The 16,973-nt window shown below is 32.9% G+C and carries 11 protein-coding genes, 8 tRNA genes, 3 rRNA genes and 1 other annotated feature; of the genes, 15 read left to right on the forward strand and 7 right to left on the reverse strand.

Annotated features, from left to right (window positions below; translation table 11 throughout):
* Nucleotides 1–74: 74 nt before the first annotated feature.
* The 5 genes from NBW53_RS00615 to pepT form a co-directional block, all read right to left on the reverse strand.
* A complete protein-coding gene (locus NBW53_RS00615; protein ID WP_250278206.1) occupies nucleotides 75–1,172 on the reverse strand; it encodes a site-specific DNA-methyltransferase in 1,098 nt (365 codons plus the stop codon).
* A 12-nt stretch (nucleotides 1,173–1,184) separates the two neighbouring features.
* Nucleotides 1,185–1,985: a restriction endonuclease gene (locus NBW53_RS00620; protein WP_250278207.1), complete on the reverse strand. Its 801-nt coding sequence runs from the start codon at nucleotides 1,983–1,985 to the stop codon at nucleotides 1,185–1,187.
* Between the two features lie 23 nt (nucleotides 1,986–2,008).
* Nucleotides 2,009–3,238, reverse strand: coding sequence for a tyrosine--tRNA ligase (gene tyrS, locus NBW53_RS00625; RefSeq protein WP_250278208.1), 1,230 nt, complete (start codon nucleotides 3,236–3,238; stop codon nucleotides 2,009–2,011).
* A 64-nt stretch (nucleotides 3,239–3,302) separates the two neighbouring features.
* Nucleotides 3,303–3,494 (reverse strand) — a binding site (T-box leader).
* A gap of 53 nt (nucleotides 3,495–3,547) precedes the next feature.
* Nucleotides 3,548–4,141 (reverse strand): peptidase dimerization domain-containing protein, encoded by a 594-nt coding sequence (locus tag NBW53_RS10095; RefSeq protein ID WP_330651622.1) that lies wholly within the window; start codon nucleotides 4,139–4,141, stop codon nucleotides 3,548–3,550.
* Entirely contained in the window at nucleotides 4,101–4,760 is a 660-nt protein-coding gene (gene pepT / locus NBW53_RS10100; protein WP_330651623.1) for a tripeptide aminopeptidase PepT, read from the reverse strand. The genes NBW53_RS10095 and pepT overlap by 41 nt, the downstream gene beginning before the upstream one ends.
* Before the next feature lie 316 nt (nucleotides 4,761–5,076).
* Here pepT and NBW53_RS00635 point away from each other — a divergent pair.
* The 15 genes from NBW53_RS00635 (at nucleotide 5,077) to NBW53_RS00705 (ending at nucleotide 14,829) form a co-directional block, all read left to right on the forward strand.
* A tRNA-Ser gene (locus NBW53_RS00635) sits at nucleotides 5,077–5,164 on the forward strand.
* A 31-nt stretch (nucleotides 5,165–5,195) separates the two neighbouring features.
* Nucleotides 5,196–5,284: transfer RNA gene (locus tag NBW53_RS00640), tRNA-Ser, on the forward strand.
* Between the two features lie 235 nt (nucleotides 5,285–5,519).
* Nucleotides 5,520–7,039, forward strand: a 16S ribosomal RNA gene (locus NBW53_RS00645).
* A gap of 250 nt (nucleotides 7,040–7,289) precedes the next feature.
* Nucleotides 7,290–10,188, forward strand: a 23S ribosomal RNA gene (locus NBW53_RS00650).
* A gap of 134 nt (nucleotides 10,189–10,322) precedes the next feature.
* Nucleotides 10,323–10,394 (forward strand) — tRNA-Asn (locus NBW53_RS00655).
* 8 nt (nucleotides 10,395–10,402) lie between these two features.
* A tRNA-Glu gene (locus NBW53_RS00660) sits at nucleotides 10,403–10,474 on the forward strand.
* A 22-nt stretch (nucleotides 10,475–10,496) separates the two neighbouring features.
* A 5S ribosomal RNA gene (rrf, locus tag NBW53_RS00665) occupies nucleotides 10,497–10,614 on the forward strand.
* Together the 16S, 23S and 5S rRNA genes with 8 tRNA genes alongside form the textbook arrangement of a ribosomal RNA operon.
* 4 nt (nucleotides 10,615–10,618) lie before the next feature.
* Nucleotides 10,619–10,693 (forward strand) — tRNA-Pro (locus NBW53_RS00670).
* A gap of 34 nt (nucleotides 10,694–10,727) precedes the next feature.
* Nucleotides 10,728–10,801, forward strand: a tRNA-Arg gene (locus tag NBW53_RS00675).
* A gap of 14 nt (nucleotides 10,802–10,815) precedes the next feature.
* Nucleotides 10,816–10,889 (forward strand) — tRNA-His (locus NBW53_RS00680).
* A 15-nt stretch (nucleotides 10,890–10,904) separates the two neighbouring features.
* Nucleotides 10,905–10,977: transfer RNA gene (locus tag NBW53_RS00685), tRNA-Lys, on the forward strand.
* A 298-nt stretch (nucleotides 10,978–11,275) separates the two neighbouring features.
* On the forward strand, nucleotides 11,276–12,352 hold the full coding sequence (locus NBW53_RS00690) for a D-alanine--D-alanine ligase family protein (RefSeq protein WP_250278209.1): 1,077 nt from the start codon (nucleotides 11,276–11,278) through the stop codon (nucleotides 12,350–12,352).
* A gap of 4 nt (nucleotides 12,353–12,356) precedes the next feature.
* Complete coding sequence (murI, locus tag NBW53_RS00695) at nucleotides 12,357–13,163, forward strand: glutamate racemase (protein ID WP_250278210.1); 807 nt, start codon at nucleotides 12,357–12,359, stop codon at nucleotides 13,161–13,163.
* 127 nt (nucleotides 13,164–13,290) lie between these two features.
* Nucleotides 13,291–13,611: a thioredoxin gene (gene trxA / locus NBW53_RS00700; protein WP_250278211.1), complete on the forward strand. Its 321-nt coding sequence runs from the start codon at nucleotides 13,291–13,293 to the stop codon at nucleotides 13,609–13,611.
* A gap of 240 nt (nucleotides 13,612–13,851) precedes the next feature.
* Nucleotides 13,852–14,829 carry a CotS family spore coat protein gene (locus NBW53_RS00705; RefSeq protein WP_250278212.1) on the forward strand — a complete coding sequence of 326 codons (978 nt, stop codon included), beginning with the start codon at nucleotides 13,852–13,854 and terminating at the stop codon, nucleotides 14,827–14,829.
* Nucleotides 14,830–14,928: 99 nt separating this feature from the next.
* On the opposite strand, the gene nagA is transcribed toward NBW53_RS00705, so the two are convergent.
* Nucleotides 14,929–16,029 (reverse strand): N-acetylglucosamine-6-phosphate deacetylase, encoded by a 1,101-nt coding sequence (gene nagA, locus NBW53_RS00710; protein ID WP_250278213.1) that lies wholly within the window; start codon nucleotides 16,027–16,029, stop codon nucleotides 14,929–14,931.
* Nucleotides 16,030–16,060: 31 nt separating this feature from the next.
* The gene (nagB, locus tag NBW53_RS00715; protein WP_250278214.1) at nucleotides 16,061–16,804 is read right to left on the reverse strand and encodes a glucosamine-6-phosphate deaminase; all 744 of its coding nucleotides are present in this window, start codon (nucleotides 16,802–16,804) and stop codon (nucleotides 16,061–16,063) included.
* Nucleotides 16,805–16,973 lie beyond the last annotated feature (169 nt).

Genomic DNA, 16,973 nt, shown 5'->3' on the forward strand with positions numbered 1-16,973 from the left:
TTTAATAGAATATATGTAAAAAAGTAATGGTGTATGTTAATTAGTAAAATATAGTTTAGAATTTTAAGTATATTTTACTCAATGAGTTTAAGGGTATTTAAATTTTTATTTTTTTTAAAAAGCTCCTTAGATATATGTGATTTATCTATACCAATAACATATCTATTTTTTTTAAGACCTGCTTTTAGAAAAGATGATGAACCACAGAAGCTATCCATAATGATAGAATTTTCATTTGAAGACTGTTCTATTATCATTGTTAACATATCTATATTTTTTTCTGTTGGATATATAGGACGTTGTGGATCTTTATAGTTTTTCCAAACATCTTGAATTTTTTTACCTTTATGATCATCAGCGTATTTTTTAATTCTAGGTACGTTATTCTTAGACCATTCTATTAATCCATTTTGAGCCATAGCTTCTAACTCTTCAGGAGAACATCTCCAATGTCTCCCTTTAGGTGGTAACATATCTCTCCATTTATTTCCTGTACAACCGTTAACGGTTTCTCCAGGAGCATGGCATGGAACAGTCGTATATCTCCTTCCATCACTATCAATTTTATTAAAAGATTTTATTAATTCTTCAGCATTTAATTTAATTTTAATATCATTAAAAATATTATTTTTAGGAACTTTAGAATATACAAGGATCATATCTTTTTCGTTGCCAAATGCTTTTCTTTGAAAATTTTTAGGGTTAGACTTTATTCTACTTATATCATTTATATAGTTGTCTATACCAAATATTTCATCTAATAATATTTTAATATAATGACCTATTTTATAGTCTATATGTAAATATAGAGTACCTTTATCACTTAGTAATTTTTTTATTAAGATTAATCTTTCTCTAATAAATTCTAAATAATCATCCATGAACATACTATCTGTATAAGCTATAGGATCTGTTTTTGATGAGCTAATAGTAGATGTTAAGGTTTCATTATAATGAAATGTTGAATTTGTATTAAAAGGAGGGTCTATGTATACTAAATCAATTTTAGATTCAAAATCATCTAACAGTCTTACCATAGAAATAAAATTATCATTACTAATAAACATACCTTTTTCATTGCCTTTTAATATAGGATTTACAATCTTCCTCATATTATTGATTAAGCTTTCGATTTCATAAATAGTTTTTTTATCTTTATAAATTAGATTCATAATAAAACCTTCCTATAAGCTAAATAAATAATCTCTTAATAAAACAGCAGAAATAATAACATCATTATCTGTAAAATTAGTACATAAACTGGTGTACATTTTATTTTTACTTTTAATAAATAAAACGCCGTCTAAAACAGATATTATTTTGACATTAAAATTAGTTTCTATTAATTTACTTTTCATTGTTGATATAGCATCTTCAAATTGAGCATTTTGATGACCGCCAAAGTCTGTTAAAAATTTTGCTTCTGCTAAGATAAATACATTATTAAATTTTGCTATAAAATCCAAACCTTTATTTCTATTATATCCTAAATACTTATTGGCAAAGTTTTTCATTGAAATATCGGAGCTATTAAAAATTATATTATCATTAAAGTATAAAAATTCATTTTCATCTGATGTAACTTTACAGCCCAAAGCTCCACTATCAATCCATTTTTTAAATAAAGGGCCTATTTGTCTATTTGTTTCCTTAGGAACAGTAGTTTTATCAAAAATTTCTGCTAAACCCATTTCATAAAGCATTCCAGTTAGTCTTTGAACTGTATTTGGATTTCTTTTTATAGCAGTTTTATCTCTTTTTAAATATGCCACATAGGAATCTTTAATTGGAAATATTTCTTGTGATAGCAATACTTCAAGTAGTTTTTCAGAATCTCTTTCATAAAAAGCTTTTGTTATTTGATTTGTATCTTCTTTATCAAGTTCTCTTTTTAAATTTATAGACATAGGATAAATTTTAAATAGCAAATCTAAATAGTTTTTTTGGTTAGCTAGCTCTATACTTTTCTCAGTCCATATATTCATATTAATAACCTCCAATATTTAAATTAGTCAAGTTTTATTTGATGAAATACTTTTTTGCCTTTTTGTATTAATAATTTATTATCAGTAAAATCGTCAATAGTTAAGCTATGTTCGATTTTTTCTATTTTTATATCGTTTACTTTAATACCACCTTGTTGAACAAGTCTTCTTGCTTCGCTTTTAGAAGGAGCTAGTTTTAAAGTAACTAAAACATCTAGTATATTAATACCATTTTCAAAAGTAGATTTATCCATATTTGTAGTAGGGATAGAACCACCAGATACACCACCTGCAAAAAGTGCTCTAGAGGCTTCCATAGCTTTTTTAGCTTCTTCTTCACCGTGAACAATATTTGTAACTTCATAAGCTAATATTTCTTTAGCTTTGTTTATTTCACTACCTTCTAATCCACCAAGTTTTTTAACTTCGTCCATAGGTAAAAATGTTAATAAGCTTAAGCATTTTTCTACATCGCTATCGGCAACATTTCTCCAATATTGATAAAATTCATAAGGAGTTGTTTTTTTAGGGTCAAGCCATACAGCACCTTTTTGTGTTTTACCCATTTTAATTCCTTCACTTGTTGTTAATAGCTTAAATGTAAGGCCATAGGCTTCTTTTTTATCCATACGCCTAATAAGTTCTACACCACCTATAATGTTTGACCATTGGTCGCTACCACCTAATTGCATTTTACAATTATATTTTCTGTTAAGCTCTAAAAAGTCATAGCTTTGCATAAGCATATAGTTAAATTCAAAAAATGATAAGCCTTTTTCCATTCTACTTTTAAAACATTCGGCAGTTAACATACGGTTTACAGAAAAGTGGACACCCACATCACGTATAAAATCTATATAATTTAAATTTTTAAGCCAATCTGCATTATTTACTATAAGGGCTTTATCTTCACCAAATTCTATAAAGCGTGATAGTTGTTGTTTAAAACAATTTACATTATGCTCTATTGTATCTAAAGTCATCATCTGACGCATATCTGTTCTATGAGAAGGGTCACCAACCATACCAGTGCCACCGCCAACAAGTGCAATAGGTCTATGACCTGCTTTTTGCATATGGCTCATTGCCATAACTGTTAAAAAGTGTCCAGCTGTTAGGCTATCTGCTGTTGGGTCAAAGCCAATATAAAAAGTTACACTTTCTTCGCCTAAAAGCTTTCTAACTTCATCTTCGTTTGTGCATTGCTCTATAAATCCTCTTTCTTTTAAAATATCATATACGTTTTTAGACATAATAATCATTCCTTTCTTTATTTATTAAAAAGAATAAAGTTTAATAAAAAACGGATATTCAAGCCCAAAGGACGAGAATACCCGTGTTACCACCTTAATTTATAATGTAAAACATTACCTCAAAAGCCTATAAAGGAGCAAACCTTAAATATTCAAAAGGTGTAGGTTCTTTTGTTTGTGCTATTAGCCTTTCACCAACCGGCTAACTCTCTTAGTTGTAACCAAACAAAGCTTTATCCTTTATCATCATATTTATAATATAAAATTTTAAATATTGTAACATATAAATAACATAAATGCAAGTAAAACTTAAATATCTGTTGCAATATTTATTATTACATTTACGGCAGAAACCATAGACTCTATACAAATATATTCATAAGGGACATGGAAGTTATGACCACCAGTAAAAAGGTTAGGGCAAGGCAAGTTCATAAAAGAAAGTCTTGCACCATCTGTACCACCTCTTATAGGCTTTACATTTGTCTTTATACCAGCTTTTATTATAGCATTTTTAGCCTTTTCTATTATGTGTAAATTATCTTTTAAAATATCATACATATTAAAATAACTATCATTTATTTTTAGGTCTAAAAGATTATTATATTTTTCATTTAAGTGTGACACAATATTAGTTATTGTTTGTTTTTTATTTTCAAATTCTTCTTTATCAAAAGCACGGATAATAAAATGTAATTTAGTTTTTTCTACATTACCATTTATATCGGTAAGATGATAAAAACCTTCATAATCTTTAGTATTAGTTGGCGTTTCATCTGGTATCATAGATAGAAGTTCATTAGCTATAAGGGCAGAATTTATCATAATATTTGTAGCTTGACCTGGGTGTACATTTTTACCATTAAATAGTAATAGTTGCATCGGCGGCATTAAAATTTTCATAGTTTAATTCTCCAATGCCTCCACCATCTATTGTATAGGCAAAATCACAATCAAAATCTTTAACATTGAAATAATTAACGCCATTTCCTACTTCTTCATCTGGTGTAAAAGCCAATTTTATTTCACCATGTTCTATATGTGGGTTATTTTTTAAATATTCAAAAGCAGTTAATATTTCAGCTATACCTGCCTTGTCATCTGCTCCAAGAAGAGTAGTTCCATCAGTTGTAATAAGGTTTTTTCCAACATAAGATTTTAATGATGGAAAATCTTTTGGGGAAAGGACTATATTTTTTAGTATAATATTACTTCCATCATAATTTTTTATAAAATTAGGAGTTATATTTTTTCCACAATAGTCTGAACTTGTATCCATATGTGCTATAAAGCCTATTTTTGGCACAATTTTATTTGTATTAGACTTTAGTGTAGCAAAAACATAACCATTATCATCTATTTTTATATTTTCAAGGTTTAAATCTGCACATTTTTTAGCTAATATTTTAGCAAAATCTTTTTGAGACTGGGTAGAAGGGTATGTGTTGGACTGCATATTTGAAGTAGTATCAAATTTAATTAACGAACAAAAATTATTTATAACACTTTTTTCTATATCCATAATAAGCCTCCTTATTAAATATTTTTATTAATTATATGATTTTATAATTATAGCATTATAAAAATTTACTGTCTATAAATATATTTTTCTTAATTGTACATTGAATAATATTCTAAACATTTTAAGAAAAAATATTAAAAAATTTTAAAAATATTATTAAATTTATTATTAAAATTTAGTATACATAATAGGAAGAAAAAATATTAAAAATAATTTTAAAAAAAGTGTTGACATTTTTTGAAAAGTCTTATATAATAAATATTGTCCTTGAGGGAAAGAAAAGCCAACAAGGTTAAATAATTAAAATAATTAATATGGAGGATTACCCAAGTGGTTGAAGGGTCCGGTCTTGAAAACCGGCAGGTCGTGAGAGCGGCGCCAGGGTTCGAATCCCTGATCCTCCGTTATTTTTTTGACTACATATTCAAACATTGGGGAGAAGTACCCAAGTGGCTGAAGGGGCTCCCCTGGAAAGGGAGTAGATCGTTAATAGCGGTGCGTGGGTTCAAATCCCACCTTCTCCGTCAGCTAATATTAAACAACTTTAAAAAATAATAAAAAATGAAAAAAGTTGTTGACAAGGTTGAAGAAATATGATATTATAAGCAAGTCGCTAAAGACAAGCTTAAAAATTGAACATTGAAAACTAAATAATCAAAAAGTGAATTAGACAACCCGAAAAATTCAAGTGAGAAAAAACACTAAAAAAGAGAAAAAGTCAGAGTAATCTGAGCGAATTAAACTTAAAGTTTAAAGAATTAAAATGAGAGTTTGATCCTGGCTCAGGATGAACGCTGGCGGCGTGCCTAACACATGCAAGTCGAGCGGAGTTTTATGGGAGCTTGCTTTTATAAAATTTAGCGGCGGACGGGTGAGTAACGCGTGGGTAACCTGCCCTATACACAGGGATAACATTGAGAAATTGATGCTAATACCTGATAAGCCAACAAGTAGGCATCTGCAAGTTGGAAAAACTGAGGTGGTATAGGAGGGGCCCGCGTCTGATTAGCTAGTTGGTGGGGTAAAGGCCTACCAAGGCGACGATCAGTAGCCGACCTGAGAGGGTGATCGGCCACATTGGAACTGAGACACGGTCCAAACTCCTACGGGAGGCAGCAGTGGGGAATATTGCACAATGGGGGGAACCCTGATGCAGCAACGCCGCGTGAAGGAAGAAGTATTTCGGTATGTAAACTTCTATCGACAGGGAAGAAATAAATGACGGTACCTGAATAAGAAGCACCGGCTAAATACGTGCCAGCAGCCGCGGTAATACGTATGGTGCAAGCGTTATCCGGATTTACTGGGTGTAAAGGGTGAGTAGGCGGTTATGCAAGTCATATGTGAAATTCTGGGGCTCAACCTCAGGGCTGCATAAGAAACTGTGTAACTAGAGTACAGGAGAGGTAAGCGGAATTCCTAGTGTAGCGGTGAAATGCGTAGATATTAGGAAGAACACCGGTGGCGAAGGCGGCTTACTGGACTGAAACTGACGCTGAGTCACGAAAGCGTGGGGAGCGAACAGGATTAGATACCCTGGTAGTCCACGCCGTAAACGATGAGTGCTAGGTGTTGGGAAGAGATTCTCGGTGCCGCAGCAAACGCAATAAGCACTCCACCTGGGGAGTACGACCGCAAGGTTGAAACTCAAAGGAATTGACGGGGACCCGCACAAGCGGTGGAGCATGTGGTTTAATTCGAAGCAACGCGAAGAACCTTACCTAAACTTGACATCCCGATGACAATCTGTGTAATGCAGACTTTCTTCGGAACATCGGTGACAGGTGGTGCATGGTTGTCGTCAGCTCGTGTCGTGAGATGTTGGGTTAAGTCCCGCAACGAGCGCAACCCCTATTCTTAGTAGCCAGCAATTCGGATGGGCACTCTAGGGAGACTGCCGTGGATAACACGGAGGAAGGTGGGGATGACGTCAAATCATCATGCCCCTTATGTTTAGGGCTACACACGTGCTACAATGGCTGTAACAAAGTGAAGCAAGATAGTGATATGGAGCAAAGCACAAAAAAGCAGTCCCAGTTCGGATTGTAGTCTGCAACTCGACTACATGAAGTTGGAATCGCTAGTAATCGCGAATCAGAATGTCGCGGTGAATACGTTCCCGGGTCTTGTACACACCGCCCGTCACACCATGGGAGTTGGAAGCGCCCGAAGCCTGTGACCTAACCGCAAGGGAGGAGCAGTCGAAGGTGAAGCCAGTGACTGGGGTGAAGTCGTAACAAGGTAGCCGTATCGGAAGGTGCGGCTGGATCACCTCCTTTCTAAGGAAAAAGGGAAGCTAATTCATTGATTATTTAGTTTTGAGTGTTTAAAACGTATTAATTTTACAAAGTAAAATTATATACACACTCACATATATTGTACATTGAAAATTAAATAACAAACACAACGCGATAAAGTTTGAGAAAACGATATCGTGAGCCAGACAAAAATATTTAAGAGGTAAAAGCAAGAAATAAAAGTTTTTCCGAAAAAGATTTAAACAATATCTCGGTGAATAAAAAACCGAAAGGTCAAGCTAATAAGAGCAAAGGGTGAATGCCTTGGCATCAAGAACCGAAGAAGGACGTAGAAAGCTGCGAAAAGCCACGATGAGACGCAAACAGTCAGCGACTCGTGGATATCCGAATGGGGAAACCTAGCAGAGAAAAGCTCTGTTACTGCATACTGAATAAATAGGTATGTAGGGGGAACGTTGTGAACTGAAACATCTAAGTAGCAACAGGAAGAGAAAGAAAAATCGATTTCCTAAGTAGCGGCGAGCGAAAGGGAAGAAGGCCAAACCGACGAGCGTGCTTGTCGGGGTTGAGGACTGCATAATCCATTGACAAAGAATAGTCGAATTGTTTTGGGAAAGCAAACCAAAGAAGGTGAAAGTCCAGTAGACGAAATTTGGAGTCAGGAGGCAGAATCCAGAGTACCACGGGACACGAGAAACCCTGTGGGAAGCCGGGGGGACCACCCCCCAAGCCTAAATATTCCTTGATGACCGATAGTGAAATAGTACTGTGAAGGAAAGGTGAAAAGAACCCCGGGAGGGGAGTGAAAAAGAACCTGAAACCCTTTGTTTACAAACAGTGGGAGTTACAATAGTAACAACTGCGTACTTTTTGTAGAACGGTCCGGCGAGTTACATTTGCAAGCGAGGTTAATTAGTAAGAAGCTAAGAAGCCGAAGGGAAACCAAGTCTGAAAAGGGCGACAAGTTTGTAGGTGTAGACCCGAAACCGGGTGACCTATCCATGAGCAGGTTGAAGTTACCGTAAAAGGTAATGGAGGACCGAACTCGTATCTGTTGAAAAAGGTTGAGATGACTTGTGGATAGCGGAGAAATTCCAATCGAACCCGGAGATAGCTGGTTCTCCTCGAAATAGCTTTAGGGCTAGCCTTGTGTTAATCTACTGGAGGTAAAGCACTGAATTGGTGCGGGGCCTTCGCGGGTTACCAAATCATATCAAACTAAGAATGCCAGAAAGATGATGCACAGGAGTCAGACTATGTGAGATAAGTTTCATAGTCAAAAGGGAAAGAGCCCAGACCGACAGCTAAGGTCCCAAAGTGTGTGTTAAGTGGAAAAGGATGTGAGAATTCGAAGACAACTAGGATGTTGGCTTAGAAGCAGCCACTCATTTAAAGAGTGCGTAACAGCTCACTAGTCGAGAGTTTTTGCGCCGAAAATGTCCGGGGCTAAAACACACCACCGAAGCTACGGAATTGTACGAATGTACAATTGGTAGAGGAGCAATCTGCAAGGATGAAGCCAAACTGAAAGGAATGGTGGACGAAGCAGAAGAGAGAATGCCGGAATGAGTAGCGAGATATATGTGAGAATCATATAGGTCGAATGTCTAAGGTTTCCAGAGTAAAGCTGATCTGCTCTGGGTAAGTCGGGACCTAAGGCGAGGTCGAAAGACGTAGTCGATGGATAACAGGTTTAAATTCCTGTACTACTAATAATCAGAACTGTGGGGACACAGGAGGATAGGAAAACCGAGGAAAGGAAATACTCGGCTAAGCACAAAGCTGTGGATATGATGCAAATCACATATCTAAAGGTGAAGTGTGATAGGGAGTGAAGAAAAGTAGCGAAGTTTCTGAATCCACACTGTCAAGAAAAGCCGCTATAGTGTTATTAGTACCCGTACCGCAAACCGACACAGGTAGACGAGGAGAAAATCCACAGACCGACGGGAGAAGTGTTGTTAAGGAACTCGGCAAAATGACCCCGTAACTTAGGGAGAAGGGGAGCCTACGAGAGTAGGCCACAGAGAAGAGGCTCAAGCGACTGTTTAGCAAAAACACAGGTCTCTGCTAAACCGAAAGGTGAAGTATAGGGGCTGACACCTGCCCGGTGCTGGAAGGTCAAAAGGAGAGGTTAGGAGCAATCCGAAGCTTTGAATTCAAGCCCCAGTAAACGGCGGCCGTAACTATAACGGTCCTAAGGTAGCGAAATTCCTTGTCAGGTAAGTTCTGACCCGCACGAAAGGTGTAACGATTTGAGCACTGTCTCGACAACACGCCCGGTGAAATTGAAGAACCAGTGAAGATACTGGTTACCCGCAACAGGACGGAAAGACCCCATGGAGCTTTACTGCAGCTTAATATTGGGATTCGGTATTACATGTACAGGATAGGAGGGAGACTGAGAAGCCAGTACGCCAGTATTGGTGGAGTCGATGTTGGGATACCTCTCTTGTAGTATTGGATTTCTAACCTGCTTCTGTGATCCAGAAGAGGGACATTGTTAGGCGGGCAGTTTGACTGGGGCGGTCGCCTCCGAAAGAGTAACGGAGGCGCTCAAAGGTCTTCTCAGAATGATTGGAAACCATTCAAAGAGTGTAAAGGCAGAAGAAGGCTTGACTGCGAGAGCGACGGTTCGAGCAGGTACGAAAGTAGGACTTAGTGATCCGGTGGTAACAAGTGGGAGTGCCATCGCTTAACGGATAAAAGCTACCCTGGGGATAACAGGCTTATCTCCCCCAAGAGTTCACATCGACGGGGAGGTTTGGCACCTCGATGTCGGCTCATCGCATCCTGGGGCTGAAGTAGGTCCCAAGGGTTGGGCTGTTCGCCCATTAAAGCGGTACGCGAGCTGGGTTCAGAACGTCGTGAGACAGTTCGGTCCCTATCCGTTGTGGGCGTAGGAAATTTGAGAGGAGCTGTCCTTAGTACGAGAGGACCGGGATGGACGAACCGCTGGTGTATCTGTTGGTAACCAATGCCACGGCAGAGTAGCCAAGTTTGGAAAGGATAAACGCTGAAGGCATCTAAGCGTGAAGCCAACCTCAAGACTAGATTTCCATTGCCTAGTGCAAGTAAGACCCCTTGAAGACGACGAGGTTGATAGGCCTAAGGTGTAAGTACGGTAACGTATTCAGCTGATAGGTACTAATGGTCGAGTGCTTGTCCAATGATTTTGTTTAATTCTTTTAGTTTGGTTTGTGTTTGTTATTATTTTTTATGTAAATATTGAAAAATTGAAAAAAATTAAAAAATAGCTTGCAAAAGTATAAAAAATGTGATATACTATTTTAGTAAGTAATAATCCTCGATAGCTCAGCGGTAGAGCACTCGGCTGTTAACCGATAGGTCGTAGGTTCGAATCCTACTCGGGGAGCTTTTTAAGGCCCGTTGGTCAAGCGGTTAAGACGTGGCCCTTTCACGGCTAAAACAGGGGTTCGATTCCCCTACGGGTCAGTTATTTAATAAATAAAAATTTTCTGGTGATGATGCGTTTAGGGGAAACACCCGTTCCCATACCGAACACGAAGGTTAAGACCTAAGCGGCTGATGATACTTGGTGGGGGACCGCCTGGGAAAGTAAGTGGTTGCCAGATTTAACGGGGTGTAGCGTAGCTTGGCTAGCGCGCCTGATTTGGGATCAGGAGGTCGCAGGTTCGAATCCTGTCACCCCGATTTAACTTAAAGTATTTATTAAATGCTAATTTATGGATCAGTAGCTCAGCTGGATAGAGCAACGGCCTTCTAAGCCGTGGGTCGGGGGTTCGAATCCCTCCTGGTTCATTTGCTAACATATGGTGGGTATGGCGCAGTTGGTTAGCGCGCCAGATTGTGGCTCTGGAGGTCACGGGTTCGAATCCCGTTATCCACCCTCAAATATAATTGCGGGTCACTAGCTCAGTTGGTAGAGCACTGGACTTTTAATCCAGGTGTCCCGGGTTCGAGCCCCGGGTGACTCATATTTTCAATCAGATATAGAAATATATCTGATTTTTCTTTATATTTATATTAAAATTATTTTTATAGATAAAATTATAAAATATTACTTAAATTTAATTATTATATATTATTGAGTAATACTCATTAATAAAATTACCAAAATATTTATTAAATAAGATTATTTTTTGCATAAGATTAAAATAAAAATATATATGGTATTATACAATTTTATTTTATAATTAATAGTACAAAAAACAATATAATATTTTTTGCATATAATATAGTATTTGATATTGAATATAGAAAAGAGGGATAAATATGTCTAAAAAAGTTGTTGCAGTATTATTTGGAGGGCAATCTTCAGAACATGAAATATCAAAAATTTCTGCATCTACAATAATATATAATTTATCTAAAGAAAAATACTCTATTTTGCCTATATATATATCTAAAGATGGACAATGGAAAATTTATGATGGACCTATAGAAAATATTTGTAATACAGATTGGGAAATATATGCTAATAATGCTATTATAAGTCCAGATACATCACATAAAGGCATAATAAGAATTACAGGAGATAGAATAAAATTTATGCCAGTAGATGTTGTAATACCAGTTCTTCATGGAAAATGGGGAGAAGATGGAACTATACAAGGTTTGTTAGAATTAGCTCAAATACCTTATGTAGGTTGTGGAGTTTTATCTTCTTCTGTATCTATGGATAAATTATATACTAAAATTATTGTTGATAGCATAAATATAGAACAAGCTAAATATAAAGCAGTTTATAAATATGAGATGGATAATTTAGATAATATTTGTAAAGAAATAAAGCAATATTTAGGATATCCTTGTTTTGTAAAGCCAGCTAATGCAGGTTCATCAAAAGGTGTATCAAAAGCTAATAATAAAAAAGAATTAATAGAAGCTATTAATAATGCTTTATTATATGATATTAAGGTTATTGTAGAAGAAAATATAGATGGTAAAGAAGTCGAATGTGCTGTTTTAGGTAACTATAATGTTGAAGCTACTAATGTAGGCGAAGTTTTATCAGCAGCTGATTTTTATGATTTTGATGCAAAATATAATAATAAAGACTCTAAAACAGTTATACCAGCTAATATATCTACTAATATATCTGAAGAGATACAAGAAAAAGCTGTTAAAATATTTAAAGCTTTAGATGGCAGAGGATTATCTAGAGTTGACTTTTTTATCCAAAACGAAACTAACAAAGTTATATTTAATGAAATAAATACATTTCCAGGATTTACACCTATAAGTATGTATCATATGTTATGGAACAATAAAGGGATAAACTTGCCTAAACTTTTAGATATGCTTATAGATTTAGCTTTTGAAGACTTTAATAATAAAAAGATGGAGTAAATATATGAATATTAGTGAAAGACCAATAGGTATATTTGATTCTGGAGTAGGTGGACTTACAGTTGCAAAAGAGGTTATAAATCTTTTACCCAAAGAAGATATAGTTTATTTTGGTGATACAGCAAGAGTTCCATATGGTTCAAAGTCTAAGGAATTAGTGTATAAGTTTTCTTGTCAGATAATAAAATTTTTAAAAGAAAAATGTGTTAAAGCTATTATTATTGCTTGCAATACTGTTAGCTCAAATTGTTATGAAGATTTAAAAAAACAGTTTCCCAATATACCAATAATAGAAGTTTTGGAACCAGGTGTAAACTCTGCTATAAAAGTTACTAAAAATAAAAAAATAGGTGTTATAGGAACAGAAGCTACCATAAGAAGTGGGCAATATGAAAAAAAATTAAAAGATAAGTTAGTTGGTGTTGAAGTGTTTTCTAAGTCTTGTCCTTTATTTGTTCCACTTGCAGAGGAAGGTTTTTTGCAAGATAATATTAGTATAGATATTGCTAAAATGTATTTACAACAGTTTAAAAATAATAATATAGATTCACTTATTTTGGGTTGTACTCATTATCCATTATTAAAAAGTACAATTAAAAAAGTTGTAGGAGATAATGTTAATATTGTAGATCCAGCATTTGAAACAGCTATAAAAATGAAAAATTATTTAATAGATAATAATATGAATAATACAAGAGGTGGAAAACATAAATTTTATGTAAGTGATAAAAATGATAAATTTGATTTTATTTGTTCATTGATATTAAAAGAAAATCATATTGCTGAAGAAGTAAACATAGAAAAATACTAAGAATTAATTAAATAGTTATTGAAAAGTTTTAATAATTATAGTATAATTTACAATATAAGTATAAATACTAAATATTAAACATTAAATGTTAAATATTGAATTTTGAATATGTATTGGAGGTTATTTTATGGCTAATATATTAAATAGTAAATTAGACTTTGAAAATGATATATTAAAAACAAATCTTCCAGCTATGGTAGACTTTTTTGCAACTTGGTGTGGACCTTGTAAAATGTTAAGTCCGGTTATAGATGAAATAGCTGAAGAGTTACAAGGAAAAGCTGTTGTAGCTAAAGTAGATAGCGACCAATTAGGTGAGCTTTGTGTAGAATATTCTATAAAATTATTACCAACTCTTGTATTTTTTAAAGATGGTAAAGAAGTTGATAGAATAGTTGGTATGGCAGAAAAAGAAGATATTATTGCTAAGTTAAATTCTTTAGCATAGTAAAATATTTATTAACGTAAAGATTAGGTTCTATATATATTGGGGAAATTAGTATATTTTTATACTAAATTTATTTTGATATATTATAGAACCTTTTATTTTTATGTAAAATATAAAATTTAATTTATTTTATATTTATATATTAAAAATCTTAATTTCATATATTTTTAATATATATCATATTTTGGTATTAAAATGAATATTATAAAAATATGATAAAATATTAAAGGAGGTGTAGTTATGGACGAATTTACTTCTACTCTTGTTAAAAAATTTAATTTTAAGCCTAAGTATATTCGTAGAAAAAAATATATGTATATATGCAATACAGACAAGGGTATTAAAGTAATAAGACCAGCAAATTATACTGCAGATAAAATAATATTTGTACATAATATAAAACAACACCTTATAAATCAAGGGTTTAATCAATTAGATTATTATTATATGTCAGATGAAAATTTACCATATGTAATAAATGAAGATATTATATATATTATGACAGATTATATAGATTTAGACGAATGTGATTTATCCAATAATGAACATACTAAAAAAGCAATAGAATTATTGGCTAATTTTCATAAATTATCACAAGGATTTAATACAGATATAAATTTTGAGTTTAAATCTTTTGATATAAAAGAGAATTTCAACAAAAAATTAGAGAATTTATTAAAAATGAAAAAGCAAGCAAGTAAGCAAAAAAAGCTTACAGATTTTGAGCTATTATTTATAAAAAACTTTGATTATTTTTATAAAAGTGCAGTGGAGGCAATAGAAATATTAGACAAATATAAATATGATAACCTCAACAAATTGGCAGAGAAAAATTTGATGATATGTCATAATAAAATTAAAGAAGAAAATATTTTAATAGGTGATAAATCATATTTAACACAACTTGAAAATATAACTACGGAACATTTTGTATATGATTTGGCTAGTTTTATTATTAGGTATATAAAAAAGCACCCAGAGGATTATCTATCGTTAGAAAACATTTTAATTACATATTCGAAAATAAATTATATAGATGGTAATATTTTACCGATTTTATATGCTCTTATTAAATTTCCTAATAGATACATAGATACTTGTCAAAGCTTTTTTGATAGAAGAAGGAATTTTACACCTATATCTATATCTAGTGATTTAGAAAATATATTACAGTTAAAAGATTTTCAAGAAAATTATTTATCAAAGATAAAATATTAATAGACTTTTTACTGTGAGAAGTAAATAGTCTAAATTAATGTGTAAAAATAATAGTATAATATAAAAAGCTGTAGATTTTATCTACAGCTTTTTATAAAGTTAAATTACTTGTTTTATATTTAAATTTTTATCCATTATAACGATGTTAGCAACTTTACCAACAGATATACTGCCCATTTTATCAAATATATTTATACTTTTAGCAGGGGTTACAGTACAAGCTTTAATAGCCGATTCTAGAGGAATACCAAAAGATACTGCCTTTCTCATACAATCAAAAAGATTTGTAGCAGACCCAGCAATAGTTCCATCAGATAAAACGGCTTTTCTATCTTGCATAATAACTTTTTGACCTCCAAGCTCATAAGTACCATTTTCCATACCAGTGGCCATCATACCATCACTTATTAATACTACTCTTTCGTCTGTAAACATTTTAAAAATAGCTCTAATCATACTAGAATGTATATGTATTCCATCACATATAACCTCAACAAAAACATTATCATTATCAAGTGCTGCACCTACTACACCAGGGTCTCTATGTGTAAATGCAGGCATAGCATTAAATAAATGAGTAACTCTTGTAGCTCCAAGATTAAAAGCTTGTTGAGCGGTTTCATAATTAGCTATAGTATGTCCAATAGATATATTAACATTGTCTGACATTTCTTTAATAAAGTCTAAACCACCTTCACATTCTGGAGCCATAGTAACAATTTTAATCATATTGTTACAAGCTTTATTAAGTTCTTTAAACATATTTGCTTGAGGATTTACTATAAACTTAGCATCTTGAGCTCCTTTTTTTTCAGATGATAAAAAAGGACCTTCCATATGGATACCAACTATATTAGCACAATCTTTAGGCAAATATGTTGTAGCCGTATTAAAAATTTCTTTTAATACCTCTTTTTTTAGTGTCATAGAAGTAGGGCAAAATGCAGTTATCCCATTACTTTTTAAATATTTAGCTATTTGTAAAAGACCTTTAACATCTTTATCACAAAAATCGTGGCCAGTTGCACCGTGTATATGTGTATCTATAAGTCCAGGGATAACATAGCAATCTTTAGCATCTATTTCAGTTTTATCTATAACTTCTTGTATATTATTAACGATTATACCATTTTCTATATAAATATCTTTTTTTTCAAAAGTATTATTTTCATTAAAAACTAAACCATTTTTTATAATCATAATTTACCTTCTTTCTAAGAGTGCATAATAATTATAAAAGGCCTTTTTCTTTTATAATAGATAATGCTTCATCATCTGCAACAATTGTTACATTATTATGGAGTTGTAATATAGAGGCAGGTACGCTAGGTACAATTGGTCCATATATAGATTTATAAAGGGCTTCTGCTTTAGATTTACCAGAAGCTAATAATAAAATACTTTTAGCTTGCATAATATTTTTTATACCCATAGAATAAGCAAATTTTGGAACTAAATCTAGTGTTTCAAAAAATCTAGAATTAGCTTTTATTGTTTCTTCAGTGAGTTTAACACAATGAGTTTCTTTTTCAAAAGCCTCATCTGGTTCATTAAATCCTATGTGGCCATTGCTACCAATGCCTAAAAGTTGTAAATCTACACCGCCTAAAGACTTTATTATTTGATTGTATCTATCACATTCTTTTTTAGTGTCTTCTTCAAGGCCATTTGGTATAAAAGTATTATTAATATCTATATTAACATGATTAAAAAGATGTTTTTTCATAAAATAAGCGTAGCTTTGTTCATCATCTTTAGATAGACCTTTATATTCATCTAAGTTTACAGATTTTACATTAGCAAAGTCTAAATCACCTTTTTTATACCATTCTACAAGCTGTTTGTATGTACCTTCAGGCGTAGAGCCAGTTGCTAAACCTAAAACACAGTTAGGTTTTATTATAACTTGAGCTGAAACAATATTAGCTGCCTTTCTACTCATATCATTATAGTCTTTAGCGTTATATATAACCATTTTTTATACCTCCCAAAATAAATATAATAATTTTATTATACATAATTAAAATAAAAATTTCAATAAGTGTTTTGACCTAATTAAGGTAATATTTTATTAAAAAATTTTACATATGTATATATAATATATATAAATTAACAAAAAAATACAATAAATATTAATATTTATT

The sequence above is a fragment of the [Clostridium] colinum genome (genome assembly GCF_940677205.1).
Lineage (GTDB): Bacteria > Bacillota > Clostridia > Lachnospirales > CAG-274 > Tyzzerella > Tyzzerella colina.

What these genes read in the sequence shown, in the direction of transcription:
- NBW53_RS00615 (WP_250278206.1), bottom strand. Translation starts at nt 1,172, where the DNA reads ATGAATCTAATTTATAAAGATAAAAAAACTATTTATGAAATCGAAAGC.
- NBW53_RS00620 (WP_250278207.1), bottom strand. Translation starts at nt 1,985, where the DNA reads ATGAATATATGGACTGAGAAAAGTATAGAGCTAGCTAACCAAAAAAAC.
- tyrS (WP_250278208.1), bottom strand. Translation starts at nt 3,238, where the DNA reads ATGTCTAAAAACGTATATGATATTTTAAAAGAAAGAGGATTTATAGAG.
- NBW53_RS10095 (WP_330651622.1), bottom strand. Translation starts at nt 4,141, where the DNA reads ATGAAAATTTTAATGCCGCCGATGCAACTATTACTATTTAATGGTAAA.
- pepT (WP_330651623.1), bottom strand. Translation starts at nt 4,760, where the DNA reads ATGGATATAGAAAAAAGTGTTATAAATAATTTTTGTTCGTTAATTAAA.
- NBW53_RS00690 (WP_250278209.1), top strand. Translation starts at nt 11,276, where the DNA reads ATGTCTAAAAAAGTTGTTGCAGTATTATTTGGAGGGCAATCTTCAGAA.
- murI (WP_250278210.1), top strand. Translation starts at nt 12,357, where the DNA reads ATGAATATTAGTGAAAGACCAATAGGTATATTTGATTCTGGAGTAGGT.
- trxA (WP_250278211.1), top strand. Translation starts at nt 13,291, where the DNA reads ATGGCTAATATATTAAATAGTAAATTAGACTTTGAAAATGATATATTA.
- NBW53_RS00705 (WP_250278212.1), top strand. Translation starts at nt 13,852, where the DNA reads ATGGACGAATTTACTTCTACTCTTGTTAAAAAATTTAATTTTAAGCCT.
- nagA (WP_250278213.1), bottom strand. Translation starts at nt 16,029, where the DNA reads ATGATTATAAAAAATGGTTTAGTTTTTAATGAAAATAATACTTTTGAA.
- nagB (WP_250278214.1), bottom strand. Translation starts at nt 16,804, where the DNA reads ATGGTTATATATAACGCTAAAGACTATAATGATATGAGTAGAAAGGCA.